Origin of the sequence: Propionivibrio dicarboxylicus (assembly GCF_900099695.1) — a bacterium.
GTDB classification, from domain to species: Bacteria; Pseudomonadota; Gammaproteobacteria; order Burkholderiales; family Rhodocyclaceae; genus Propionivibrio; species Propionivibrio dicarboxylicus.
The window spans coordinates 36,160-58,214 of record NZ_FNCY01000017.1 but is presented as its reverse complement, the minus strand read 5'-3'; the positions used below and the strand labels follow the sequence as shown (position 1 = coordinate 58,214).

Below are 22,055 nucleotides of genomic sequence, written 5' to 3'. Positions count from 1 at the left end.
GATCGATCTTCTTGTAAATTCGAATATAATTAAAATGTTTTTCGAATAAACCGAAAGACGGTGAATCCATGAGTGCGCTCAATTACAAGCATTTGTACTACTTCTGGATGGTTGCCAAGTCCGGAGGAATCTCGCGCGCAGGCGAGCGGCTGCATCTGACGCCGCAGACCGTCAGCGGCCAGATCACCTATTTCGAGGATGTCCTCGGCTACAAACTCTTCGATCGTGTCGGCCATCGCCTGGATTTATCGGAGTCCGGGCGCGTCGTCTTTGACTATGCGGATCGTATATTCTCGATCGGCGAGGAGTTGCAGGAGATCATCGACCAGCCGACTGCCGGGCGCCCCCCGTCGTTTCGCGTCGGTGTTTCCGATGCCGTGCCGAAGTCGATCGCCTATCGCCTGCTTGAACCGGCCGTTCGCATGAAGAATCCGCCCTTCATCCAGTGTCAGGAAGGGAAACTGTCGACTTTGCTGGCCGAGTTGGCCATCCTTAACCAGGATATTGTCATCGCAGACAGCCCGATTCCTCAGAATCTCGGTATCCGTGGGTTCAGCCACTTGCTCGGCGAATCGCCAATGTCATTTTTTGCGTCGAAGAAGCTGGCTGGCAAGTTGAAGGGGGAATTCCCGTCCTGCATGGACGGCGCGCCGATGCTGCTTCCGGGCAAGGACGCGGCCGTGCGGGCGCATCTGCTGCGCTGGTTCGAGAAGCAGGCAGTCCGGCCCCGATCGGTCGGCGAGTTCGACGACGGCGCCCTGCTCAAGGCGTTCGGCAAGGTTGGCGTCGGCATCTTTGCCGCGCCGCTCGTGATTGCCACGGAGGTATGCCAGCAGTATGGCGTCGTCGAGATCGGCCGGACCGGCGATGTCGTCGAGCAATTCTTCGCCATTTCGGTCGAGCGCCGGCTGACGCATCCCGCCGTCAAGGCAATCATCTCGGCGGCCCGCCGCGAGCTTTTCGCCGGACTGGGCTGAGGCCGGCGTTTCTCGCCTCGCCTCGGGGCGCTCCGCCGGCGGCTACAATGTGTCGATGATTCCTGCACGAGAGGAGCGGCCATGGTCCGCGCGATGCTTTCCGATTTTCCGGTGACGGTCGAACAGCCGGTCGTCTGGGGCGAGATCGATGCCAACGGGCACGTCAACAACATCTGGTATTTCCGCTACGTCGAGAATGTGCGTGTCGAGCTTTATCGCCGTATCGGCAAGTATGACGAATCGGTGGCCGGTGGCGTGACCATCGTCGTCGCCTCGACCGCTTGCCGGTTCAAGGCGCCGCTGGGCTTTGGCGATGTTGTAGTGACCGGGGTGAAGATCGACGCGATCGGTGTCGATCGCTTCTCGACTTCGTATCAGGTCGTGCGCAAGGCGGACGGCGCGGTGGCCGCCGAGGCCGAGGCGGAGTTGGTGTGCTTCGACCCGGTCCGGCGCGTCAAGACCGACATACCGGCGCCGCTGCGCCAGCGGCTGGCAGCGCTCTGCCCGGCGTCGTCCTGAGCGTCGGGCAGCGCCGATGTTTCAGTTTGGTTCGAGGATGACGGAAACGTCCTTGGGTTTGGCGCTGTACTGTGAGCTGGTAATGAGGATGTGCGCACCGGCGCGGGCGTAGGTTTCGGCGTTGGAAATGCCGATGCCGCCGATGGCCGCGATCTTGACCGGGCGTCCGTCGGCGTACCGCGCCACTTTTTCGATGACTTGCGGCGAGCAGCGATCCAGTTGAATGACGTCGGCGCCGGCGTTGATGCAGGCGATGGCGTCGGCTTCCCCCTTGACTTCGATCACCACCCGGCGCTCGGGCCAGTCGCGGTGGAGACGGTCGATCGTCTTGTCGAGCGTTTCGCCGCGCAGGAAGGTGCGGTGCTGCGCCAGTATGACAAGCGATTCGGAGAGGCCGAGGCGGTGCGGCACCGCGCCGCCGACGAGGATGGCCTTGAGGCAGATCGCCTTGGCCCCCGGCATGTGCTTGCGGCTGCAGGCAATGACGATGTCGGGGTTGCCGCGCCGTGCCGCGGCGATGAGGTCGAGGGTGGCGCTGGCGATGCCCGCCGAATATTCCATCAGGGTTTGCGCCGGTTTCCAGACCGATTGCAGATCGACGGCCCGGCCGGTCAGGCACAGGAGGACGCGGCCCGGTTCGACCGTCGTGCCGCTCGCTTCGATCGAGCCGTCGACGGAAAGCCCGCGCATGACGGCCATGCGGGCGGCTTCCTCGGTACAGCACACGGTCTGGGCATGCTTCGCGCGGAAGATGATGCGGCCGGGTTCTTCGCCGATGCCGAGGCCCCAGGAGGTGGCGTCGCCGAACGGCGAATCATCCTGCATCAGTTGCTCGAGAACGGAATCGGGCAGGGTGAATGGGCTCATTTTGAAAGTCTCCAGGAAGGGGCGGTCGGGTGGTCAGGGTGCGATGTCATGCAGATGGCAATTGTTTCACGGAGGGGTGGCGATTTTCCAGCAATATTCACGCCACCGGTGGCGCTGTGTGTCGTCTATCGGAATGACCGCTTGCCGGCGGCAAGGTTCGCGGCGATTTGTCGTTCATGTCAGTCGTGGCGGTGCCGATGATGAATGTCGGGCGTGTGCGGGTGCGTGTGGGTGATCGTGGCGTGTACGTGCAGGTGGTCGTGCGCTTCCTGCCCGTCATCGCCGTCGGCGTGTTCGTGCTGGTGGTGTTCGTCGTGCCGATGCCGGTGGCGGTGTTCCAGCGCTTCGTGCGTGTGTTCGTGCGCGTGTCGCTCGATCAGGTGGAGATAGACGCCGATGCCGATCAGCGCGCTGGCCAGCCAGAACTCGGCAGAAGACCGCTCGCCGAGCAGGAGCAGCGAAAGCGCTGCACCGATGAAGGGCGCCGTCGAGAAATAGGCACCGGTGCGGGCGGTGCCGAGGCCGCGCAGTGCGAGCACGAAGAGAACGAGGCTGATGCCGTAGCCGCCCAGTCCGATTACCATTGTCATCGCTGTTGCCGGCGTTGACGGTAGCGTGGCGCCGAGGGATAACGCGGCCGCGCAGTTGGCTGTGCCAGCGATCAACCCCTTGGTGCCGGCGATGAAAAGCGGGTCGGCCGCGGAGATATGCCGCGTCAGGTTGTTGTCGATCGCCCAGCACAGGCAGGCGAGGGCGATCAGTGCCGGTCCCGACCAGGCGCCGGGCGAGGCGTCTGCCGGCGTCAATGAAAGAATCATGCCGCCGGCGACGATCGCCGCCATGCCGAGGACGATCCGGCGGTCGGTGTTTTCCTTGAACGCCAGCCAGGCGATGGCGGCCGTCAGCACGGCTTCTAGATTGAGCAGCAGCGACGCCGTGGCGCCGCTCGTCCGCACCAGTCCGGCCATCAGCGCGACCGGTCCGAGGATGCCGCCGAAGAGCACGGCACCGAGCAGCCAGGGCCATTCGCGTGGCAACAGCGGCGACGGGCCCGTGCCGGCGTCGCTGAAAACGCGGCGGCCAACATGGATCAGCGCCAAGCCCACGCCGCTGCCGAGATAGAGCAGTCCGGCCAACAGCATGGGCGGCATGGCGCCGACGAGCAGTTTCGCCAGTGGCGTGCTGGCGCCGAACAGAGCGGCGGCGGTCAGGGCGTACAGAACGTCACGGGGCATGGAATGGGCGACTGTCGGGATGGTTGGGACTCAAGAGGCATTTATGCGCAAGCGGAGCGCCCAGGTCAAATACAATATCGACTTGACATGCCGTCGTTGTGGCGCGGCCCTGAGGATATTCATGGAAAAATGCTTGTCTGTTTTTGCAGGATCGGTCGTCTATGATCGCCTGATGCGATTGCCGATTTTGGCCTTCAATGCGTATTTCATCGTGATGGAGGTGGGAAATCTGCGGCAGTACCTGAACGAGCATCCGGCCTGGGGGGCGGCATTTTTCGATGTGTTGTGCAATGTCGCCACGCGTGTCGCCCTGTTGAGTTTTTTCGCTCTGCTCTTCGTTTTTCATCTGGTCCGCATGCGGCCGGTCGGAAAATCCGAGGGGCCTTGGCCGCGTCTTGTCGCGCTGTGCGGCGTCTGTCTGGTATTCGGCTGGGCGCTGCTGCCGCGCGCCGTGTCGAATCCGGCGTACGATCAGGCTGCGCTGTTCCTCATCCTGCTTGGAAACCTGCTGTCGATCGTTTCGGTCAGCCACCTTGGTCGGGCCTTGAGCGTGATGCCCGAGGCGCGGAGGCTGGTGACCAGCGGTCCGTATGCCGTGGTCCGGCATCCGCTCTACGTCGCCGAGGCTATCTCGCTGTTCGGGATCTACCTGGGCTTTCGTAGCGTGGCCGGCGTGGTCTTGCTCGCGGCGATCCTGTTCTTCCAGTTCCTGCGTTTGCGCTACGAGGAGTCGGTTTTGCGCCGGCATTTCGACGAGTACGCCGCTTATGCCAATAGCGTGCCGTGCCTGGTGCCGGGCTGGCGCAGCCTGTCGGCATATGTGCGGCACGGGGGGCGCGTCCTGTTCCTGACGCTGGCAGGGGCTGCCACGGTCACGGCGCTCGCCTGGGGGCTGGTGACCTGGGCCGCGGCAAGTCTGTCGTTCCCGATCGTCGAGATCGATCAGCCCGGCGTTCGTCTGACCGTGCTCAAACCACCGCTCGGATCGTCGGAACGCTGCCTGGCGGTGCTTGCCGCCGATAGCGCGGCGGTTCGTCGGCAATGTCCTGAGTGCCTGTCGACTACGTCGCGTTGCGAGACGGCACCGGATTCTTCGGTTGCCCTCGCCTTGCGTGGGGCGCCGGGTGTGCACGCTTCCTTGCTTCTGCCCCAGAGTGCGATTGTCGTGCAGGCAGATTCGCCGGCAAGCGAACTCGCCCTCTGCCAGTCGATGCTGGCGCAACCCGGCATGACCGGGGGGCGCTGCATTCCGGCGCAGCGCTGAATCGCACCGGGATTTCGTCCCGGCGTCTATTCGCCGGAGCACAGGTTAGCGGACGGCAGACCGCAAAAGCGGGCGACGAGATTGTATTCGGCGCGGGTGAAGCGCCGGCCGTTTTCGACTGCGTTGTCGTAGGCCGCGTTCACGCGGGTCTCGGCGCTCTCGGGCGGTTGGTTGGCGACGAGGTCTGGCGCCGCGTAGGTCGTGCCCTTGAAGATGAAAATCGGTTCGGCGAAGGGCGAGGCGCCGTCCGGGGTCGTCAGCAGGCCGTCGGCGATGGCGAGTTGCAGCGGCGTGGCGGTCATGTTCAGTGTCAGGATTCTTCAGGCCTTGCGGCGCGCGCAGTGGTCGCGGGCAAAGTCGCGGGCATCGGGGAGAAAAGCGTTGAAGTCGGCGGCGAAACCCTCGCGGTCGGCGAAGAATTCGTCGATGCCGCCGGCGAGCGGATTGGCGCGCCGCATGCGGTAGATCGACATGCGGTCGATCGCCGTGCCGACGGCGGTGACGTTGCGGTAGGAGAACAGCCAGTTGCCGGCGCGCATGCGTTGCGCGATGTCGCGGGCGGCGTCCGGCAGGTCGTTCAGGCGCGTGTCGAGGGCGTCATAACGCTGTGCGGCGTAGGCGTCGAGCGGCAGGTCGTGGTGGCGATCCCAGTCGCGGGCCAGCAGGTGGTCGTAAAACAGATCGACGAGGACGCCGGCGACGCGGCGGCGTGCGGGGCTGATGCGGCGGCGGCTGGCGATGAAGGCGGGGTGTTGCTCGGCGTAGCTGTCGATGGCCCGGTGAAGGGCGACGCCGGCGGCGAGGTCGGTGGGCAGGGTGCCCGGAAGCGGGCCCTTGATGAAGTCGCCGATCAGGCCGCCGATGCGGTCGGCCTCATGGTCGCCCGCCAGCAGCGCGTGGGCGAGGAAATTCATCGGGGCCCGGTCGGGCGTCGTCAGGAGATGCTGGCGACGAAGACGGTCATGCCGACCGTGCGCACGCTCATGTAGCGCGACTCGTTGCGCGAGATCCACGTGTCGACGCCGTCAAGCGTGAGATTCTTTGCCAGGATTTCGCCCGTTTTTTTGCAAATAACCGAATACATTCTCGTCTCCTTTTCATGTGCGCGATTCCGCGGACGGACGATTCGGGCCGTTTCTGGCGCGGGAGGGTTTCGCCGCAATTGTAAACGGCCTCGGACCGAGGCCAGATTTTGGGTGATGCGGCGGTGGGCGTCTATGACCGTTCTTGGGTGTTTCCGTGACGGTTTGTAGCAGCGCTCCGGCGTGCCGGATCGACACCTATTCGCGGCGGGACTCGGGCATCGGATTGATCCAGCCGCCGTCGGCTTCGATCAGCCGATTGGCCGACTCCGGACCCCAGCTGCGGCTGAAGTACGGGACGACGGGCGGATGGTTCTCAAGAATCGGTTCGACGACCGCCCAGGCCGCCTCGACGGCGTCCTGCCGGATGAACAGGGCGCCGTTGCCGGCCATGGCATCGCCGAGCAGGCGCTCGTACGGTGTCTCGGCGCCCTGTTGCTCGTCGACGAGCACCAGTTCGCGCTGGTCGCCGATGAATTCCTTGCCGGGACGCTTGACCCGGGCGGCCAGCGCAATCGCCGAGCGCGGCGACAGGCGGATGCGCAGGTAGTTGGCGCGACCGTCGGGGTGTGAGTCGGCGAACAGCCGCTGCGGCGGTGCCTTGAGCTGGACGACGACTTCGGCCCCGGTTTCCGAGAGGCATTTGCCCGAACGCAGGTACCAGGTCACGCCCTGCCAGCGCCAGGAGTCGATATAGAGGCGCAAGGCGCAGTAGGTCTCGACGTCGGAATCCTGCGGGACGCCGGCTTCGGCGCGGTACGACTCGTACTGGCCGCGCACCATGTCGGTGGGGCTGAGCGGCCGCATGGCATGGAAGACTTCGGCGGTCTTCTCGTGGACGGCCCCGTAGCCGCGGTAGGCCGGCGGTTCCATGGCGAGCAGGGCGACGATCTGGAACAGGTGGTTCTGGACGACGTCGCGCAGGCAGCCGGCGGTTTCATAGAAGGCGCCGCGGCCTTCGACGCCGAATTTTTCCGACAGCGTGATCTGGACGCTCGAGATGTAATTGCGGTTCCAGATCGGCTCGAGGAAGGTGTTGGCGAAGCGGAAGTACAGGATATTCATGATCGCTTCCTTGCCCAGGTAGTGATCGATGCGGAATATCGCGTCTTCCGGGAAGGCGCTGCGGGCGATGCGGTTGAGTTCGCGGGCCGAGGCGAGGTCGCGGCCGAAGGGCTTTTCGACGATCAAGCGGGCGTTTTCGGCGAGACCCGAGTCGCGCAGGCCCTGGATCATCGTTTCGAACAGCGCCGGCGGAATCGCCAGGTAGTAGGCCGGGCGGACGGCGGTGCCCAGCACCTCGCGCAGCGCCGCGAAGGTCTCCGGATTCTTGTAGTTGCCGCTGACGTAGGTGAGGCGCGAGAGCAGCACGCTCATGGCATCGGGGTCGTCGATGCCGCCGCTTTCGTTGATGCTGTCGGTGGCGCGTTCGTGCAACTGGGCGATGCTCCATTTCGACGAGGCGACGCCGATGACCGGCAATGTCAGCACGCCGCGCTTGGCCATGGCATAGAGCGCCGGGAAAATCTTCTTGCGCGCCAGGTCGCCGGTGACGCCGAAAATGACAAGCGCGTCAGAGTGTTCGGGGTGCTGGTCAATCATGTCCATGGTGATGTCCTTAAGGGGAAGGCGCGAGAAGCCCTTGCTCGCAGAATATTTCGATTGCATTGTCGGCGGAAATGGCGCTGGCGGGAAGCGCTTCGCCGGCGCGCCAGGCGTTGACGGCCGTGCGCTTGCTTTCGCCGGTGACCGCGAAAACGACGCGGCGGGCGCGGCTGAGGCGGGCGGCGCTCATCGAGACGCGTTCGGGCGGCGGCTTCGGGGCGTTGAAGACCGGCAGCGCATCGGCCGCGTCGGCGGTCTCGCCCCAGGCATGGCCGGGGAACAGGCTGGCGGTGTGACCGTCTTCGCCGAGGCCGAGGAGAACGAAGTCGAAGCTGCCGACGCCGCTCAGGGTTCGCGCATAGGCGACGGCCCCGCTGGTGGCGCCGAGTTCGGCGGGGATGGCGTAAATCTGGGCGGCGGGGATCGGTACGTGGTCGAGCCAGGCGGCGCGCGCCATGACCGAATTGCGTTCCGGGTCGTCGATGGGCAGGCAGCGTTCGTCGCCGAAATAGCAGTGCCAGCGCGACCAGTCGGTGGCGAGGCCGCGACAGGCGGCGTAAATGGCTTTCGGCGTCGTCCCGCCGGCGAGGACGATGTCGAAGCGCCCGCGCAGGCGCAGGGCGGCTTCCGCCGCGTCGGCGATGGCCGCGACGGCGGCGGTCTGGAGCGCCGCGGCATCGGCAAAACCGAGCCAGCGGGGCGGATGGGAGCTTGCGGTCATGGGCATCGAAATCGTGTTGTTTTTATGGCAGACGGGGCGTCTATCCGTGCGGGTGGACACGGAGATGCCGGTTTTGTTGCACGGCGCGCCTTGATTTTTTTTCGCTGCGGCGGCCGTGCCGGCGGGCTCAGGCAGAGACCGCCAGGGTCTGCATCTTGCGCCACAGGGTGACGCGGCTGATGCCGAGGCGTTGGCAGACGGCGTCGGCCGGGTTCTTGGCGAGCAGGTGGCGCAGGATCTCCGATTCCATCTCCTTGAGCGTGCCGCGGTCGGGGATGGCGATGAAACCGGTGTCCGAGACGGTGTGCTCCTGTTCGCCGAGGGCCGCGGCGAGATGCTCGGCGTCGACGCGCTCGGTTTCGTGGTAGGAGATGACCTCGGCCAGGTTGCGCAACTGGCGGATGTTGCCCGGCCATGGGCGCGACTTGAGCAGTTGGCGCGCGCTGGCGGTCAGGTGCGGGGTCTGGTGGGTCTGTGCGGAAAAGCGCTGCAGATAGTGCTCGAAGATTTGCGGGATGTCATCGACGCGGGCGCGCAGCGGCGGGATGCGCAGGCCGACGACGTGGATGCGGTAGTAGAGGTCCTGACGGAACGAGCCGGCCAGTGTTTGCTGGAAGAGGTCGCGGTTGGTCGCGGCGATGATGCGCACGTCGATCGGGATGATTTTGTCATCGCCGATGCGCATGATCTCGCGTTCCTGCAGCACGCGCAGCAGGCGGCTTTGCATCTCCGGCGCCAGTTCGCCGATCTCGTCGAGGAAAAGGGTGCCGCGGTGGGCGAGTTCGAACAGCCCGGGCTTGCCGCCCTTGCGCGCGCCGGTGAAGGCGCCGTCGACGTAGCCGAAGAGTTCGCTTTCGAGCAGGCTGGGCGCGATCGAGGCGATATTGACCGAGACGAAGGGGCCGTGTTTGCGCTTGCTGTGGTTGTGGATGCTCTGGGCGAAGACTTCCTTGCCGGTGCCGGTCTCGCCGTACACGAGGAGGTTCGAGTCGTGGCCGGCATAGGTCTTGGCGCGCTCGATCAGCTGCTGCATGACGTCCGACTCGCCGACCAGGTCCTTGAAGTGATAGCGGGCGACGAGACCTTTCTGGTGGAACGACGAGCGGATCTTCGATTCCGACGCCTGGATGCGCGCGACTTCGTGCAGCGTCAGGACGGTGCCCTGGATGCTGTGGTCGAATTCGAGCGGGATGCTGCGGGCGATGACGCTGTTGCCGTTGATGGCGGTGACCTGCTCCTTCTCGCCGGTATCGAGCACCGGCAGGATGCGGGCAAAATCAGGCGCCATGCCCGGCTTCGGCGCGAATAGCCGGCGCGCATGGCGATTGAAGAAGCTGACGTCGCGCTTCGGCGTGACGGCGATGACGGCTTCATCGATGTTGTCGATGATCGCGGTGAGTTGGGCGGCCTGCAGCTTCTCGCGTTTCTTCGCTTCGAGGATGCGTTGGGCTTCTTCGAAGGCGCTGCGGATCGAGGTCCGGCCGTTTTCGAGGAAGATCGCGCGGACGCCGAGGGCGCGCGCGGTTTCGTAGGCGACGCGGCAGCCGATGATGGCTTCGAAACCCTCATCGACCATCTGGCGGACCATGCGTTCGGTGCCGGCTTCGTCCGCCTGCGGCCGGATGCTTACGTGCACGTCGAGGATCGGGAAATCGCCGGAGGCGCCGCTGAAGAAATTGGCGCGGCTGACAATGCCGATGCGCTTGAATCCGGCCGAAGTGAGCTGGCTCAGTTGGGCGAGCAGGTCGTTGAGCGACATCGAGATTTCGACGACGCTGATGCCCGGAATCTGCTTGGCCTGCTCGGCGAGTCCGCCGCGGGTGACGACGACCTCGATGTGCGGATTGCGCCCGATGATTTTCCTGACGCTGGCGTCATCCGTGGTTTCGATGTCGATGTCGATGCCGAGCGCGTCGGCGACCTCGGGGGCGAGATCGGAGATGCTTTGCATCGGACTCAGTAGCAGAATGGGCGTCATGATCGGCAAGGCAGGGATGGGCTGAAGCTGCCACTATAACAAGCATTTTCAAAAGTGCAATTGCATATGTTTCAAAAATGAAACGACGCCGATGAATGCGATGATAATAAACAAGGACTTACCCGTGGCATGACGTTTGCTATTAGTGGTCACGCCTTGCGGCGGCGACGACGATGCGCGATCGCGTGCGGAAGCGCTGTGCCGGAAGGTTGAGAGAGGATTCCGTTTAACTCAAAGAAAAGGGGATGCACAATGATTTCAGGGTTTTCCAAGAAATTGATGGCCTGCGCCATGAGCGTGGCCTTGTGTGTGGCGGCCGGCTCGGCGATGGCTGCCGACGTGATCAAGATCAAGATCGCTTACGGCAATAACGTTGGCGAACCCAACGACAAGGCGGTGCGCGAGTGGGGCCGCCTGATGAAGGAACGCAGCAAGGGGCAGGTCGAGTTCCAGTATTTCCCGAGCTCGCAGCTTGGCTCGCAGAAGGACGTGACCGAACAGCTGACGATCGGCTCGAACGTCATCACGATTTCGGATGGCGGCTTCCTGATGGATTACGTGCCGGCGTTCGGCGTCACCTATCTGCCGTACATCTATGACAACAAGGAACAGCTCTTCAAGCTCGTCGACAGCGATCTCTTCAAGGATCTCTCCAAGCAGCTCGAAGCCAAGGGCCTGTACATCGTGCATAGCAAGTGGATCTACGGCGTGCGCAACATGCTGGCGACCAAGGCAGCGACCAAGCCCGAAGATCTCAAGGGCCTGAAGATCCGTGTGCCGAACATCCGTTTGTCGAACGAAATGATGAATGCGATGGGCGCGACGGCAACGCCGATGCCGCTGGCCGAAGCCTATCCGGCGCTGATGCAGGGCGTCATCAACGGCGCCGAGAATCCGATCCCGGTGCTCTACGGCGGCAAGATGTTCGAAGGCGCCAAGTTCCTGCTGATGACCAAGCACCAGGTTAACCTGTCGTCATGGATCGCCGGTACCGGCTTCATCAAGAAGCTGCCGCCGGAAATCGTCCAGATGCTCAAGGAAACCGGCGAAGAGGCCGGCAAGTTCCTCGACAAGGAGAACGAAATCGCCGACAAGGACGCCGTCAAGAAGATGGAAGCGGCGGGCGTCAAGATCGTCGAGGTCGACCGCGCTGCGTTCAAGACTGCGATGAAGGACTTCCCGGCACGCTTCAACAAGGAGTTCCCGCCTGAAGTCATGAACAAGGTCTATTCGATCATCGGCCACAAGTAATCCACGCATCGGTCGGGAAGCCTCCGCGGCTCCCGACCGCATTCCGGTTCCTCTCTGCCCTCAGGGTCCTCGATCATGACGCCGTCTTTGCTGCGTCAGAGATCTCGTCGTCCCCATGACAGGTGATTTTTATGCAAATTCTCAGAAGTTTCTACAATCTGGTGAGAAAGCTCGACAACTTTCTCGGCATGACAGCGATGGCTTTCATCATCCTGCTCGCCTGTGCCAACGTATTCATGCGTTACGTCGTCGGCAGGCCCTGGGGCTGGGTCGAGGAGGTGACGGTCTTTACCTTCGTCTGGCTGACCATGCTCGGGGCTTCCGCCGTGGTGCACGTCGAAGGCCATTGCTCGATCGATGTGCTGGTGCGGCGCTTTCCGTCGAAGTGGCAACGCGCCGTCAGCATCTTTGGTGATCTCGTCGTGCTGGTGACGCTGGTGTTGCTGATCTGGTTCGGCATCCTGCTGACGATCAAGGGACAGACCAAGCTCACGCCGATTCTCGGCATTCCTTACAGCTACGTCGATGCCTCGGTTCCGGTCAGTTGCTTCTTTATGTTGATGTACTACGGTCGCATGTTCTGGAACAGCCTGCGCGGCGAGAAAAACACGACCAATCTCGATGACGAATCCGTGGAGCCCGCACAATGAGCGTTCTGATTGCTTTTCTGGTGATGCTTGGCCTGTTCGCCATCAATGTGCCGGTGGCCTTCGCCATCTGCGCTGCGACCTTCGCCTATTTCTTCATTGCCAATGACATGTCGGCGATCATGGTCGTGCAACGCATGATCGGTGGTGCCGATAACCTGCCCTTGCTGGCGATTCCCTTTTTCATGATGCTCGGCTCGATCCTCAACTACACCGGCATCACCAACCGCCTGCTCAAACTGGCCGACGCCTTGTCGGGCCACATGCGTGGCGGTCTGGCGCAGACCAACGTCGTGCTCGGTGCCCTGATCGGCGGACCGTCGGGCGCCGGTCTGGCCGATGCGGCGATGATCTGCAAGGTGCTGGTGCCGGAAATGAGCAAGAACGGCTACAGCCGTCCGTTCGCCGCGGCGCTCACGTCGGCGTCGGCGCTGCTCGGCCCGATCCTGCCGCCGGGTATCGGTCTCATCATCTACGGGTTTGTCTCCGATACCTCGATCGGCAAGCTGTTCATGGGCGGTATGGGGCCGGGCATCCTGTGCACGATCCTGCTCATGGTCGCCGTCGACTATGTCGCGCGCAAGCGCGGCTATAAGCCGACGCGGCCGAAGATGGCGAGTCTCGGCGAAATGGGCAAGGCTTCGATCGAGGCCTTCTGGGGCCTGATGCTGATGGTCCTGATCCTCGGCGGGATCCGCTACGGTATCTTCACCCCGACCGAGGCGGGCGCCGTCACCTGCATCTACGCACTGATCGTCGGCTTCGCCTACAAGGAAACGAGTTGGGCCGACGTCAAGGCGGCGCTCGCCGAGTCGGCGCGCGCCAACGGTTCGATCATGCTGATCCTGATGGCATCGGCCGGATTCGCCTGGATACTCACCTGGGAGGGGGTTGCCGCTGAGACGACCGAGTTGCTGATGAGCATCTCGACGAGCCCGGTGGTGTTCCTGCTGATTGTCAACGTGCTGCTGATCCTGGTCGGCATGTTCCTCGACGGCAATGCCGCGATCATCGTGCTGACGCCGCTCCTGATGCCGACCGTCCATGCGCTGGGCATCGATCCGGTGCATTTCGGCATCATGATGATCTTCAATCTCTCGATCGGCGCGATCACCCCGCCCTTCGGGACGACGATGTTCCTGACCTGCAACCTGACCGGCGTCAAACTCGACGAATACATGCGGGAAATCCTGCCGTTCTATATCGCGCTTGGCGTCACGCTGATGGTGACGACGTTCTATCCGCCGCTGTCGCTGGTACTGGCGAACTGGGTTCCGATGTAATTTGAAGGAGAAAGTATGAAATCCGTATTGTTGAAAAGTCCCGGCGAAATCGCCCTGGCCGACATTGCCGAGCCGAAGCGCGGCAAGGACGAGGTGCTGATCCGGGTGCGTAGCGCCGGCATCTGCGGCTCGGACATCGGCGCCTACCGCGGCGTCAATCCGCTCGTCAGCTATCCGCGCACGATCGGCCACGAAGTCGCCGGTGAAGTACTCGAAGTGCCCGAGAACGAGACCGAGTTGATGCCGGGCGACCGCGTCATCATCGAGCCCTATGTCTATTGCGGCACCTGCTATCCGTGTTCGATCGGCCACACCAACTGCTGCGAGAACCTGACGGTACGCGGGGTGCATATCGAGGGCGGCATGGCCGAATGCATCACGCATCCGCGCCATCTCGTGCACAAGGCGCCTGATAACATCGCCTGGGAACTGTTGCCGCTGGCCGAGCCGCTCGTCATTTCGATGCATGCGGTCAGCCAGGCGAAGGTCAAGGCCGGCGAACACGTGGCGATCACCGGTGCTGGTCAGATCGGCCTGTTGGCGGCGCAGTACGCGCTGACGTTGGGCGCTCATCCGATCATCATCGACCCGGTCGACGAACGCCTCGAACTGGCGCGCCGGCTGGGCGTGAAGCACGCGGTCAACCCGGTGACGGTCGATTCGATCGCGGCGATCAAGGAGATCACCGGCGGGCGCATGGCGGAAGCCGTGATCGAGGCCTCCGGCGATGCGCGGGCGATCCGCAATACGCTGGAATATGTCGCCTTCGCCGGGCGCATCGCGCTGGCCGGTTGGCCGAAGAACGAGATTCCGCTGCCGACGGCGACGATCACGCGCAAGGAACTGTCGATTTTCGGGTCGCGCAACAGCGTTGGCATGTTCCCCGAAAGCCTGCGCCTGATCTCGGAGGGGAAGATCGACGTGTCGCATCTCCTGACCTGCTCGGTGCAGATCGACGAGGCGCCGGCGATGGTCAAGGCGATCGCCGAGAACCCCGGCGAGTTCCTCAAGGTGACCTGCCTGCTGTAAGCATCAAATGGGCAAAGGCGACGTGTGCCGGCGGCATGCGTCGCCATGCGAACACCGCATATGCCTATGTCGAATAAACATTGGACAAGCCTCCGGGCCGGGACGATAGTGACGCGCTGCCATCGGGCGTCCACGGCTCGCCATCGAAATGACGGGAGACTGTTGCGCGGTGGGTCCGGGGCGAATCCTTCCTGAAAAATAATTACGGAGCAATGTCAATGAATTCACTGAACAGGGCCAGTCTTGCCGAGGGCAAGCTCAAGGTCGAGGCGAGCCAGCCGTCGTCGCAAAAGCCTGTGCGCATCCTGCAGATTGGCGATGGTAACTTCCTGCGTGCCTTCGTCGACTGGATGGTCGATGTCGCCAACGGCGCCGGGCTGATGAACGGTGAAGTGACCGTCGTGCAGCCGCTCGATCGCGGCATTGCCGACCTGATGAAAGCGCAGGACCAGCTCTTCACGGTGCTGCTGCGCGGCGTGCAGAACGGTCAGCAGGTGCAGACCAAGCGCCTGGTCAGTTGCGTCAAGGACACGCTCAATCCGTATGCCCAATGGGATGTGATGCTGGCGGCGATGCAGGATCCGTCGCTGCGCTTCGTCGTCTCGAACACGACCGAAGCCGGTATCGCCTACGTCGATGAAGCTTATGTCGATGGCAAGTGCCCGGCCAACTTCCCGGCCAAGGTGACGGCGCTGTTGCTGGCACGCTTCAAGGCCTTCGGCGGTTCGCCGGAATCGGGTCTCGTCTTCCTGCCGTGCGAACTGATCGATACCAACGGTTCCAAGCTGCGCAGCTTCGTGCTGCAGTTCGCCGAGGCCTGGAAACTGCCGGCCGATTTCGTTGCCTGGGTCAAGGCGCACAACGTTTTCTGCAATACGCTCGTCGACCGCATCGTGCCGGGATTCCCGGCGGCTGAAGCCGAAGCGCTGTACGCCGAATTCGGTTACAAGGATCCGCTGATGGTGGCGGCCGAGCCCTTCCTGCTGTGGTGCATCGAAGGTCCGGCGAAGATTGCCGAGGAACTGCCGCTGCACAAGGCCGGTATCGACGTCGTCTGGACCGACGACCTGCAACCGTACCGCACGCGCAAGGTGCGCATCCTCAACGGCGCGCACACGGCCAGCTCGCTCGCCTCGTATTGCGCCGGGCTCGACACCGTGCGCGAAATGACCGAGGACCCGGTCGTCTCGAAGTATCTTGACCGTGTCATGTTCGAGGAAATCGTTCCGTTCGTGCCGTTGCCCGATGCCGAGCGCAAGGCCTATGCCGCGACGATCATGGAGCGCTTCGCCAATCCGCATATCCGTCATGAACTGATTTCGATCGCGTTGAACTCGGTCTCGAAGTGGACGGTGCGCGTGCTGCCGACGGTCAAGGATTATGCGGCGCAGCATGGCAAGGCGCCGGCCGGCTTGTCGTTCTCGCTGGCGGCCCTGCTCAACTTCTATCGCGGCAGCTTCGCGGCCAACGGCGACTACGTCGGCCAACGCGACGCGGGTGCCTATCCGATCAAGGACAATGCCGACATCCTGCAGATCATGAATGCGGCATGGGCAGGCAGCAGCGATGCGGCCAAGGTGGCGGCGACGCTGCTGGCCGACACCCGCTTGTGGGGTGAGGACCTGACCCGCGTGCCCGGCCTGGCCGAGCAGACCGCGGCGGCACTGGCGCGTATCCAGGCCGTCGGCGTCAAGACGGCGATGGGCGAGCTGTAACTCCCTGGAGCGTCAGGTGGCGCCCCGGCGATATCCCCGGGGTGCCGCTCTTGCAATACCAATCTTCATCTCCTTCCTCCGGAGCAGAACATGAGCAAGTCTTCCGTAATCCGTCTGCACGCCAATGACGACGTGCTGATTGCGACCCAGCAACTCGTTCCCGGCAATTCGGTCGCCGACGAGAATGGGGCCGACAGCGTGACCGTGCGCGACCTGATCCCCAACGGCCACAAGATGGCGGCGCACGACCTCAAGGCCGGCGCTCCGGTGCGTCGCTACAACCAGGTCATCGGCTTCGCCAAGTCGGACATTCAAGCCGGTCAGCATATTCACAGCCATAACCTCGGTATGGGCGATTTCGAGCGCGATTACGGTATCGGCGAGGGCGTGAACGCGCTGCCGAAGGTCGAGCATCCTGCCACTTTCCGTGGCTACAAGCGTCCGAACGGCAAGGTCGGCACGCGCAATTACATCGCCGTCATCTCGTCGGTGAACTGTTCGGCGACCGTGACGCGCGCCATCGCCCGTCATTTCACGCCGGAAATCCTGGCGGCCTTCCCCAACGTCGACGGCGTCATCGCCCTGCCGCATCCGGAAGGCTGTGGCATCAACCCGAACGGCGAGGGCATGCAGATGCTGCGCCGGACGATGGTCGGCTTCGCCAAGCATCCGAATTTCGCCGGCGTGCTCTTCGTCGGCCTCGGCTGCGAACAGAACCAGATCGGCCCGATCATCGAAGCCATCGGGCAACATGAACCGGACATGCTTCAGCAAGTCGTCATGCAGGCTGAAGGCGGCACGGCGGCGGCGATCCGCAAGGGCGTGGCGCTGGTCGAGGCGATGTTGCCGAAGGCCAACGCCTATCAGCGCGAGGACGTGTCGGTCTCGCACCTGATCGTCGGCCTCAACTGCGGCGGCTCGGACGGCTATTCCGGCATCACCGCCAACCCGGCGCTGGGCGGCGCGTCCGACCTGCTCGTCCGCCATGGCGCGACGACCGTGTTGTCGGAAACGCCGGAAATTTACGGCGCCGAGCATTTGCTGACGCGCCGTGCGGCGAAGCCCGAGATCGCCCAGAAACTGATCGACCGCATCGCCTGGTGGAAGGACTATTGCGCACGCACCGGCGGCGAACTCGACAACAATCCGTCGGTCGGCAACAAGGCCGGCGGGCTGACGACGATTCTCGAAAAATCGCTGGGCGCGGTCGCCAAGGGCGGTACGAGCACGCTGAACGGCGTCTATCTGTTCGGCGAGCCGATCGATGCCAAAGGCTTCGTCTATATGGACACGCCGGGCTACGATCCGGTCTCGGCGACCGGGCAAGCGGCGGGCGGCGCGCAGATCATCTGTTTCACCACCGGGCGCGGGTCTGCCTTCGGTTGCGCCGGCGTCCCGACGATCAAGCTGGCGACCAACAACGCCTTGTTCGAGCGTATGCGCGACGACATGGACGTCAATTGCGGCGATCTGATCGACGGCACGCCGATGACCGAGATCAGCCAGCGCATCTTCGACGCCATCATCCGCTATGCTTCAGGCGAGAAAGTGCGCAGCGAAGAACTCGGTTACGGCAACGACGAATTCCTGCCGTGGCGCGTTAGTGCGGTGATGTAATTCAATTTTGTAAGATTGTCAGGCCAATTTGAGCTAGAATAGCACTTGTATGGTGCCGCGCCGGTATGAGTGCCGGCGCGCGCCGTTGTGCCGGCTTGATGCCGTTTCATTGTTTTCGGTTTTTTCCTATGGGAGAGTTAAATGGCTGCTAAGGATCGCATGGCGGTATTGTCCGCGATGATGGATCAGAGCGTGATTCCGGTCTTCTATCATCCGGATGTCGAGCTTTGTAAGGATGTTATCCAGGCCTGCGCCAACGGTGGCGCCAAGTGTGTTGAATTCACCAATCGCGGCGATTTTGCAGCGGATGTGTTCTTCCAGGTGACGAAGTATTTCGCCAAGGCCGATCCCTCGGTGATTATGGGCGTCGGTTCGATCTGCGACGCGCCGACGGCCGGCATCTACATCGCCAACGGCGCCAAGTTCGTCGTCGGCCCGCTGCTCAATGCCGATGTCGCCAAAGTGTGTAACCGTCGCGGCATCCCCTACAGCCCCGGTTGCGGTTCGGCGACCGAAATCGGCGACGCGCAGGAACTCGGCGTCGAAATCGTCAAGGTTTTCCCCGGTTCGTCGGTGGGCGGCCCGGAATTCGTCAAGAGCGTCATGGGCCCGATGCCCTGGACGCGCATCATGCCGACCGGCGGCGTCGAGCCGACCGAGGAGTCGCTGCGCAAGTGGTTCGGTGCCGGTATCGTCGCCTGTGGCGTCGGTTCCAACCTGATCACCAAGAAGCTGCTCGACGCCAAGGATTTCAAGGGTATCGAGGAAAACGTGCGTCAGACCATCGCGCTGGTCAAGCGCATCAAGGCCGAGCTGGCCGGCAAATAAGCGGGAGAAAAGACTATGGCAGAACTGATCGTCAAATCGGCCGCCGAGTGCAAGTGGGACTGCGCGTCCTTCGGCGAAATCATGTTGCGCTTCGATCCGGGCTTCGGCCGCGTGCGTAATGCCCGCAGCTTCCAGGTCTGGGAAGGCGGCGGCGAGTACAACGTCGCGCGCGCCATGCGCAAGTGCTGGGGCAAGCGCGCCATGGTGGCGACCGCGATCCCGAAGAACGATCTCGGCTGGCTGCTCGAGGACCTGATCATGCAAGGCGGCGTCGACATGAGCCATGTCGTCTGGCGCGATTTCGACGGCCTTGGCAAGAACACCCGCGTCGGTCTCAACTTCACCGAAAAGGGCTTTGGCGTGCGTCCGGCGCTGGGCTGCTCGGATCGTGGCCATACGGCCGCTTCGCAGATCCGTCCTGGCGAATTCAACTGGGAAAAGATCTTCGGCGAAGAGGGCGTGCGCTGGTTCCATACGGGTGGCATCTTCGCCGCGCTGGCCTCGAACACCGCCGAAGCCGTGATCGAAGCCGTCCAAGTGGCCAAGAAATACGGCACGATCGTCGCTTATGACCTCAACTACCGCGCTTCGCTGTGGAAGAGCCAGGGTGGCAAGGAAGCCGCACAGCGCATCAACCGCGAAATCGCCAAGTATGTCGATGTGATGATCGGCAACGAGGAAGACTTCACTGCCTGTCTGGGCTTTGAAGTTGAAGGCGCCGACGAGCACCTGACCAATATCGAGACTGATTCCTTCGCCAAGATGATTCAGAAGGCGGTCACCGAGTTCCCGAACTTCAAGGTGGCGGCGACGACGCTGCGCAATGCCAAGACGGCGACGATCAACGACTGGTCGGCGATCCTCTGGTATGACGGCAAGATCTATGAGTCGATGAAGCGCGACAACCTCGAGATCTATGACCGCGTCGGTGGCGGCGACGGTTTTGCCTCGGGTGTGGCCTACGGCTTCATGGAAGGCAAGGGCCCGCAGGCAGCGGTCGAGTACGGTGCCGCGCACGGCGCGCTGGCGATGACGACGCCGGGCGATACCTCGATGGTGCGTGTCGATGAAGTCGAAGCCGCGATGAAGGGCAAGGGCGCGCGCGTGATTCGCTAAACGTTCGCCGATGTCGCAAGCAAAAAGCCGCCAATTCTGGCGGCTTTTTTTATGATCGCGTCTTCTTTCGGGGAGGGCTCAATCCTAGCCTGCTCTGGAACCACGATCCGTTCGCCGGGATGCTGGGGGCATTGTCTGTGGCGTTGTTCAGCAACCGTATTTTTTGTAGTAGTCGATGCGCTGGCGACAACGGCAGAAATATCCCGAGCCGAAATGGATCAGCTTCCTGCAAGTCAATTGCCACGGTTCCCCGGGCGTGACGAATAGCAGTGCCGAGGTTTCATTGAGCAGGCGCTCGGCATGACAGCCGGGAGCGAGATCGGTATTGCCTGTCTTCTGCGGGCAAGCGCAGGCAAGCAAAGCCTCTAATTGTGCGGTGGTGTGCCCGTCTATCGCCATGGGCTCTTCGGGTTGTCGCTGGGACATGGCGGCAGTGCCGAAATACGCAGCATGTAAAAAGCGGGTTTCCGTGCCTCAACCCGGCGCGGAGGCTTGCGTGGGCGTGCAGTGGGCACTGAGGTTGACGAGATATTCGAGATTCCGGTTGAGGGTCCTGATTTCCTTTTCAATGGCCGATTTGCGCGAGTTGAGCAGGGCAAACAGGGCAGATTCCTCGCCTTTTCGTTGGTGCTGCAGGATCTCGGCGATTTCCTTCAGGGTGAATCCGATATCGAGCGCGTTCTGAATGAATTTCAGTCGGTCGATGTCTTCCTGCGTGTAACGGCGGAATCCACCGTACTGCGCGCGTGCCGGCTTCTGGATGAGCCCGACATTCTGGTAGTGACGGATCGTACCGATGGCGATGCCGCTGGCTTCGGCCAGATCTACGATGCTCGTCAATCCTTTGCTAAGTTCAGAGGTCATCGTGTGTTTGGGCGAGAGGATGAAGATACCGAAACCCGCAACGTTTCAGCGCCAGACGGCACCGACGCGTTGGATGTCGCGTGGGGTTCCCTGAGCGGATGCCCGGTCTGGCCTTTTTGTCTGGCCGGGTAATCGATGGACTGCCTCGTGTGATAACACTTCGACTCCGGTGCGGTTTTCAACGATTCGATGACGTTATTCTGCCGAGTGCACGGATTTGCAGTTGTGACCTATTTCACGGTTTGTATATAGATTTTTTCACATCCCCGCGGCGTCAGTCGAAAACGACGACGGTGACAGGCGCCTGTGATGGGAGGGGGGCGGCTGCGGTGTTATTACGGCAAAGGTTGGAGCTCCGGGCAATCCCAGATTAGGACATTGGTCTTCGCCGTAATGACGAATAAATCAGCGGGCCTTCAGTTCCGGGGGGGCGGGAACAGCCGGGACTGCCAGGTGTCGCGGGCGAGCAGGCGTTCTTCGAGCATTTCCGGAAAACGTGAGAGGCGGACGCCCCAGTCGGGCGAGAGGCGGAGCTTGGGCGGAACTTCGCTGCCGAGGCGCTGTATTTTTACCGTCGGCGGCAATCGCTCCAGCATATCGACGACGGCATCGATGTAGTCCTGCGGCGAGAACAACGGAATGCTCTCGGGGGCTTCGTTGTACTGTTTGGCCAAGCGCGTGTGGCGGACAATCTGCAATTGATGGAACTTGAGCGCGTCGAGCGGGAGTTGCGCCAGTGTTTCGGCGCCGGCGATCAGGCTGTCGCGGCTTTCTCCCGGCAAGCCGAGCAGCAGGTGGCCGGTGACGAAGAGCTCACGCTCGGCAGCGCGGCGGATGGCATCGGCGGTGCAGGCGAAATCATGGCCTCGCCGGCATTCCCGGAGGACGTCGTCGTTGCAGGATTCGATCCCGATCTCCAGTTCTACCGGCGTGTGCCGGGCGAGTTCGGAGAGATAGTCGAGCGTCGCGTCGGGCAGGCAGTCCGGCCGCGTGCCGATGACGAGTCCGGCGATGTCCGGATGTTCGAGCGCCGTCCGGTAGCGCGCCTCAAGCTGTTCGAGTTCGCCGTAGGTGTTCGAATAGCTCTGGAAATAGGCGAGGAAAGCACGCGTGTTTGGGTAACGCCGGCGCATGAAGGCAACGCCCGTGTCGATTTGTTGTCGAATGTCACGTTGCTCGCGCAGATAACTCGGGGTGAATCCGTCGTTGTTGCAGAAGCTGCAACCGCCCGTGCCGAGCGCCCCATCCCGGTTCGGGCAGGTGAAGCCGGCGTCGATCGATATTTTCTGGAGGCGTCCGCCGTGCTGGCGGCGGACCCAGTCGTTGTAGGCGTGGTAGCGGCGACCGCCAAAGTCGACCGGGAGAGAGGATGCAGAATCCATGGTGTCGGGAAAAACGCAGGAGGCGACATGTTAACCGCTTGTCCGGCCGGTGTCGCGTCGCGGCAGCGGTGTTCT

23 protein-coding genes are annotated in these 22,055 nt (G+C 62.8%); 11 read left to right on the top strand and 12 right to left on the bottom strand.

What is annotated here, in order from left to right; translation table 11 throughout:
• Positions 1-68 precede the first annotated feature (68 nt).
• Together nhaR and BLR25_RS16620 are read left to right on the top strand one after the other, a co-directional pair.
• Positions 69-977 (top strand): transcriptional activator NhaR, encoded by a 909-nt coding sequence (gene nhaR / locus BLR25_RS16625; RefSeq protein WP_091939156.1) that lies wholly within the window; start codon positions 69-71, stop codon positions 975-977.
• A gap of 81 nt (positions 978-1,058) precedes the next feature.
• Positions 1,059-1,496 carry an acyl-CoA thioesterase gene (locus BLR25_RS16620; protein WP_091939154.1) on the top strand — a complete coding sequence of 146 codons (438 nt, stop codon included), beginning with the start codon at positions 1,059-1,061 and terminating at the stop codon, positions 1,494-1,496.
• 21 nt (positions 1,497-1,517) lie between these two features.
• Here BLR25_RS16620 and modD read toward each other — a convergent pair whose 3' ends face one another.
• Both modD and BLR25_RS16610 read right to left on the bottom strand, forming a co-directional pair.
• Positions 1,518-2,363, bottom strand: a complete 846-nt coding sequence (gene modD, locus BLR25_RS16615; protein WP_091939152.1) for a ModD protein — start codon at positions 2,361-2,363, stop codon at positions 1,518-1,520.
• A 179-nt stretch (positions 2,364-2,542) separates the two neighbouring features.
• Positions 2,543-3,598, bottom strand: coding sequence for a DMT family transporter (locus BLR25_RS16610; protein WP_091939150.1), 1,056 nt, complete (start codon positions 3,596-3,598; stop codon positions 2,543-2,545).
• Positions 3,599-3,719: 121 nt separating this feature from the next.
• On the opposite strand from BLR25_RS16610, the gene BLR25_RS16605 reads away from it, so the two are divergent.
• Entirely contained in the window at positions 3,720-4,862 is a 1,143-nt protein-coding gene (locus BLR25_RS16605) for a methyltransferase family protein (RefSeq protein ID WP_176785956.1), read from the top strand.
• Positions 4,863-4,888: 26 nt separating this feature from the next.
• On the opposite strand, the gene BLR25_RS16600 is transcribed toward BLR25_RS16605, so the two are convergent.
• The 7 genes from BLR25_RS16600 to BLR25_RS21375 form a co-directional block, all read right to left on the bottom strand.
• The gene (locus tag BLR25_RS16600) at positions 4,889-5,164 is read right to left on the bottom strand and encodes a hypothetical protein (protein ID WP_091939148.1); all 276 of its coding nucleotides are present in this window, start codon (positions 5,162-5,164) and stop codon (positions 4,889-4,891) included.
• 18 nt (positions 5,165-5,182) lie between these two features.
• Positions 5,183-5,776 (bottom strand): acyl carrier protein phosphodiesterase, encoded by a 594-nt coding sequence (locus BLR25_RS16595; RefSeq protein WP_091939146.1) that lies wholly within the window; start codon positions 5,774-5,776, stop codon positions 5,183-5,185.
• A gap of 20 nt (positions 5,777-5,796) precedes the next feature.
• Positions 5,797-5,946, bottom strand: coding sequence for a hypothetical protein (locus BLR25_RS21380; RefSeq protein ID WP_176785955.1), 150 nt, complete (start codon positions 5,944-5,946; stop codon positions 5,797-5,799).
• A gap of 196 nt (positions 5,947-6,142) precedes the next feature.
• Positions 6,143-7,552, bottom strand: a complete 1,410-nt coding sequence (gene zwf, locus BLR25_RS16590) for a glucose-6-phosphate dehydrogenase (RefSeq protein ID WP_091939144.1) — start codon at positions 7,550-7,552, stop codon at positions 6,143-6,145.
• 10 nt (positions 7,553-7,562) lie between these two features.
• Positions 7,563-8,270 (bottom strand): 6-phosphogluconolactonase, encoded by a 708-nt coding sequence (gene pgl, locus BLR25_RS16585; protein ID WP_091939142.1) that lies wholly within the window; start codon positions 8,268-8,270, stop codon positions 7,563-7,565.
• Between the two features lie 127 nt (positions 8,271-8,397).
• A complete protein-coding gene (locus BLR25_RS16580; RefSeq protein WP_176785954.1) occupies positions 8,398-10,221 on the bottom strand; it encodes a sigma 54-interacting transcriptional regulator in 1,824 nt (607 codons plus the stop codon).
• A gap of 176 nt (positions 10,222-10,397) precedes the next feature.
• Positions 10,398-10,541 carry a hypothetical protein gene (locus tag BLR25_RS21375; RefSeq protein ID WP_176785953.1) on the bottom strand — a complete coding sequence of 48 codons (144 nt, stop codon included), beginning with the start codon at positions 10,539-10,541 and terminating at the stop codon, positions 10,398-10,400.
• Here BLR25_RS21375 and BLR25_RS16575 point away from each other — a divergent pair.
• From BLR25_RS16575 to BLR25_RS16540, 8 genes are all read left to right on the top strand, one after another.
• Positions 10,540-11,499, top strand: a complete 960-nt coding sequence (locus tag BLR25_RS16575; RefSeq protein WP_176785952.1) for a C4-dicarboxylate TRAP transporter substrate-binding protein — start codon at positions 10,540-10,542, stop codon at positions 11,497-11,499. The two genes, BLR25_RS21375 and BLR25_RS16575, sit on opposite strands and share 2 nt — an antisense overlap.
• A 131-nt stretch (positions 11,500-11,630) precedes the next feature.
• A complete protein-coding gene (locus BLR25_RS16570) occupies positions 11,631-12,149 on the top strand; it encodes a TRAP transporter small permease (RefSeq protein ID WP_091939138.1) in 519 nt (172 codons plus the stop codon).
• Positions 12,146-13,429: a TRAP transporter large permease gene (locus BLR25_RS16565; RefSeq protein WP_091939136.1), complete on the top strand. Its 1,284-nt coding sequence runs from the start codon at positions 12,146-12,148 to the stop codon at positions 13,427-13,429. The genes BLR25_RS16570 and BLR25_RS16565 overlap by 4 nt, the downstream gene beginning before the upstream one ends.
• Positions 13,430-13,444: 15 nt before the next feature.
• Positions 13,445-14,458 carry a zinc-binding alcohol dehydrogenase family protein gene (locus BLR25_RS16560; protein ID WP_091939133.1) on the top strand — a complete coding sequence of 338 codons (1,014 nt, stop codon included), beginning with the start codon at positions 13,445-13,447 and terminating at the stop codon, positions 14,456-14,458.
• A gap of 218 nt (positions 14,459-14,676) precedes the next feature.
• Positions 14,677-16,173, top strand: coding sequence for a tagaturonate reductase (locus tag BLR25_RS16555; RefSeq protein ID WP_091939131.1), 1,497 nt, complete (start codon positions 14,677-14,679; stop codon positions 16,171-16,173).
• Positions 16,174-16,263: 90 nt separating this feature from the next.
• Positions 16,264-17,790, top strand: a complete 1,527-nt coding sequence (locus BLR25_RS16550; protein ID WP_091939129.1) for a UxaA family hydrolase — start codon at positions 16,264-16,266, stop codon at positions 17,788-17,790.
• A 141-nt stretch (positions 17,791-17,931) separates the two neighbouring features.
• Positions 17,932-18,618, top strand: coding sequence for a bifunctional 4-hydroxy-2-oxoglutarate aldolase/2-dehydro-3-deoxy-phosphogluconate aldolase (locus tag BLR25_RS16545; RefSeq protein ID WP_091939127.1), 687 nt, complete (start codon positions 17,932-17,934; stop codon positions 18,616-18,618).
• 15 nt (positions 18,619-18,633) lie between these two features.
• A complete protein-coding gene (locus tag BLR25_RS16540) occupies positions 18,634-19,734 on the top strand; it encodes a sugar kinase (protein WP_091939125.1) in 1,101 nt (366 codons plus the stop codon).
• A gap of 147 nt (positions 19,735-19,881) precedes the next feature.
• On the opposite strand, the gene BLR25_RS16535 is transcribed toward BLR25_RS16540, so the two are convergent.
• The 3 genes from BLR25_RS16535 to mnmL all read right to left on the bottom strand — a co-directional run bounded on the left by BLR25_RS16535 (position 19,882) and on the right by mnmL (position 21,980).
• Positions 19,882-20,133, bottom strand: a complete 252-nt coding sequence (locus BLR25_RS16535) for a hypothetical protein (protein ID WP_176785951.1) — start codon at positions 20,131-20,133, stop codon at positions 19,882-19,884.
• A 75-nt stretch (positions 20,134-20,208) separates the two neighbouring features.
• Positions 20,209-20,598, bottom strand: coding sequence for a MerR family transcriptional regulator (locus BLR25_RS16530; RefSeq protein ID WP_091939121.1), 390 nt, complete (start codon positions 20,596-20,598; stop codon positions 20,209-20,211).
• 416 nt (positions 20,599-21,014) lie between these two features.
• Positions 21,015-21,980: a tRNA modification radical SAM protein MnmL/YtqA gene (gene mnmL, locus BLR25_RS16525; RefSeq protein WP_091939118.1), complete on the bottom strand. Its 966-nt coding sequence runs from the start codon at positions 21,978-21,980 to the stop codon at positions 21,015-21,017.
• Positions 21,981-22,055 lie beyond the last annotated feature (75 nt).

Excerpts from the sequence above, each read along its gene's own strand:
- BLR25_RS16605 (WP_176785956.1), top strand. The coding sequence starts at position 3,720 with ATGGAAAAATGCTTGTCTGTTTTTGCAGGATCGGTCGTCTATGATCGC.
- BLR25_RS16545 (WP_091939127.1), top strand. The coding sequence starts at position 17,932 with ATGGCTGCTAAGGATCGCATGGCGGTATTGTCCGCGATGATGGATCAG.
- modD (WP_091939152.1), bottom strand. The coding sequence starts at position 2,363 with ATGAGCCCATTCACCCTGCCCGATTCCGTTCTCGAGCAACTGATGCAG.
- BLR25_RS16565 (WP_091939136.1), top strand. The coding sequence starts at position 12,146 with ATGAGCGTTCTGATTGCTTTTCTGGTGATGCTTGGCCTGTTCGCCATC.
- nhaR (WP_091939156.1), top strand. The coding sequence starts at position 69 with ATGAGTGCGCTCAATTACAAGCATTTGTACTACTTCTGGATGGTTGCC.
- BLR25_RS16570 (WP_091939138.1), top strand. The coding sequence starts at position 11,631 with ATGCAAATTCTCAGAAGTTTCTACAATCTGGTGAGAAAGCTCGACAAC.
- BLR25_RS16575 (WP_176785952.1), top strand. The coding sequence starts at position 10,540 with ATGAGCGTGGCCTTGTGTGTGGCGGCCGGCTCGGCGATGGCTGCCGAC.
- BLR25_RS16620 (WP_091939154.1), top strand. The coding sequence starts at position 1,059 with ATGGTCCGCGCGATGCTTTCCGATTTTCCGGTGACGGTCGAACAGCCG.
- BLR25_RS16560 (WP_091939133.1), top strand. The coding sequence starts at position 13,445 with ATGAAATCCGTATTGTTGAAAAGTCCCGGCGAAATCGCCCTGGCCGAC.
- BLR25_RS16555 (WP_091939131.1), top strand. The coding sequence starts at position 14,677 with ATGAATTCACTGAACAGGGCCAGTCTTGCCGAGGGCAAGCTCAAGGTC.
- BLR25_RS21380 (WP_176785955.1), bottom strand. The coding sequence starts at position 5,946 with ATGTATTCGGTTATTTGCAAAAAAACGGGCGAAATCCTGGCAAAGAAT.
- pgl (WP_091939142.1), bottom strand. The coding sequence starts at position 8,270 with ATGACCGCAAGCTCCCATCCGCCCCGCTGGCTCGGTTTTGCCGATGCC.
- BLR25_RS16550 (WP_091939129.1), top strand. The coding sequence starts at position 16,264 with ATGAGCAAGTCTTCCGTAATCCGTCTGCACGCCAATGACGACGTGCTG.
- zwf (WP_091939144.1), bottom strand. The coding sequence starts at position 7,552 with ATGGACATGATTGACCAGCACCCCGAACACTCTGACGCGCTTGTCATT.
- BLR25_RS21375 (WP_176785953.1), bottom strand. The coding sequence starts at position 10,541 with ATGGCGCAGGCCATCAATTTCTTGGAAAACCCTGAAATCATTGTGCAT.
- BLR25_RS16530 (WP_091939121.1), bottom strand. The coding sequence starts at position 20,598 with ATGACCTCTGAACTTAGCAAAGGATTGACGAGCATCGTAGATCTGGCC.
- BLR25_RS16595 (WP_091939146.1), bottom strand. The coding sequence starts at position 5,776 with ATGAATTTCCTCGCCCACGCGCTGCTGGCGGGCGACCATGAGGCCGAC.
- BLR25_RS16610 (WP_091939150.1), bottom strand. The coding sequence starts at position 3,598 with ATGCCCCGTGACGTTCTGTACGCCCTGACCGCCGCCGCTCTGTTCGGC.
- BLR25_RS16600 (WP_091939148.1), bottom strand. The coding sequence starts at position 5,164 with ATGACCGCCACGCCGCTGCAACTCGCCATCGCCGACGGCCTGCTGACG.
- BLR25_RS16535 (WP_176785951.1), bottom strand. The coding sequence starts at position 20,133 with ATGGCGATAGACGGGCACACCACCGCACAATTAGAGGCTTTGCTTGCC.
- BLR25_RS16540 (WP_091939125.1), top strand. The coding sequence starts at position 18,634 with ATGGCAGAACTGATCGTCAAATCGGCCGCCGAGTGCAAGTGGGACTGC.
- BLR25_RS16580 (WP_176785954.1), bottom strand. The coding sequence starts at position 10,221 with ATGCAAAGCATCTCCGATCTCGCCCCCGAGGTCGCCGACGCGCTCGGC.
- mnmL (WP_091939118.1), bottom strand. The coding sequence starts at position 21,980 with ATGGATTCTGCATCCTCTCTCCCGGTCGACTTTGGCGGTCGCCGCTAC.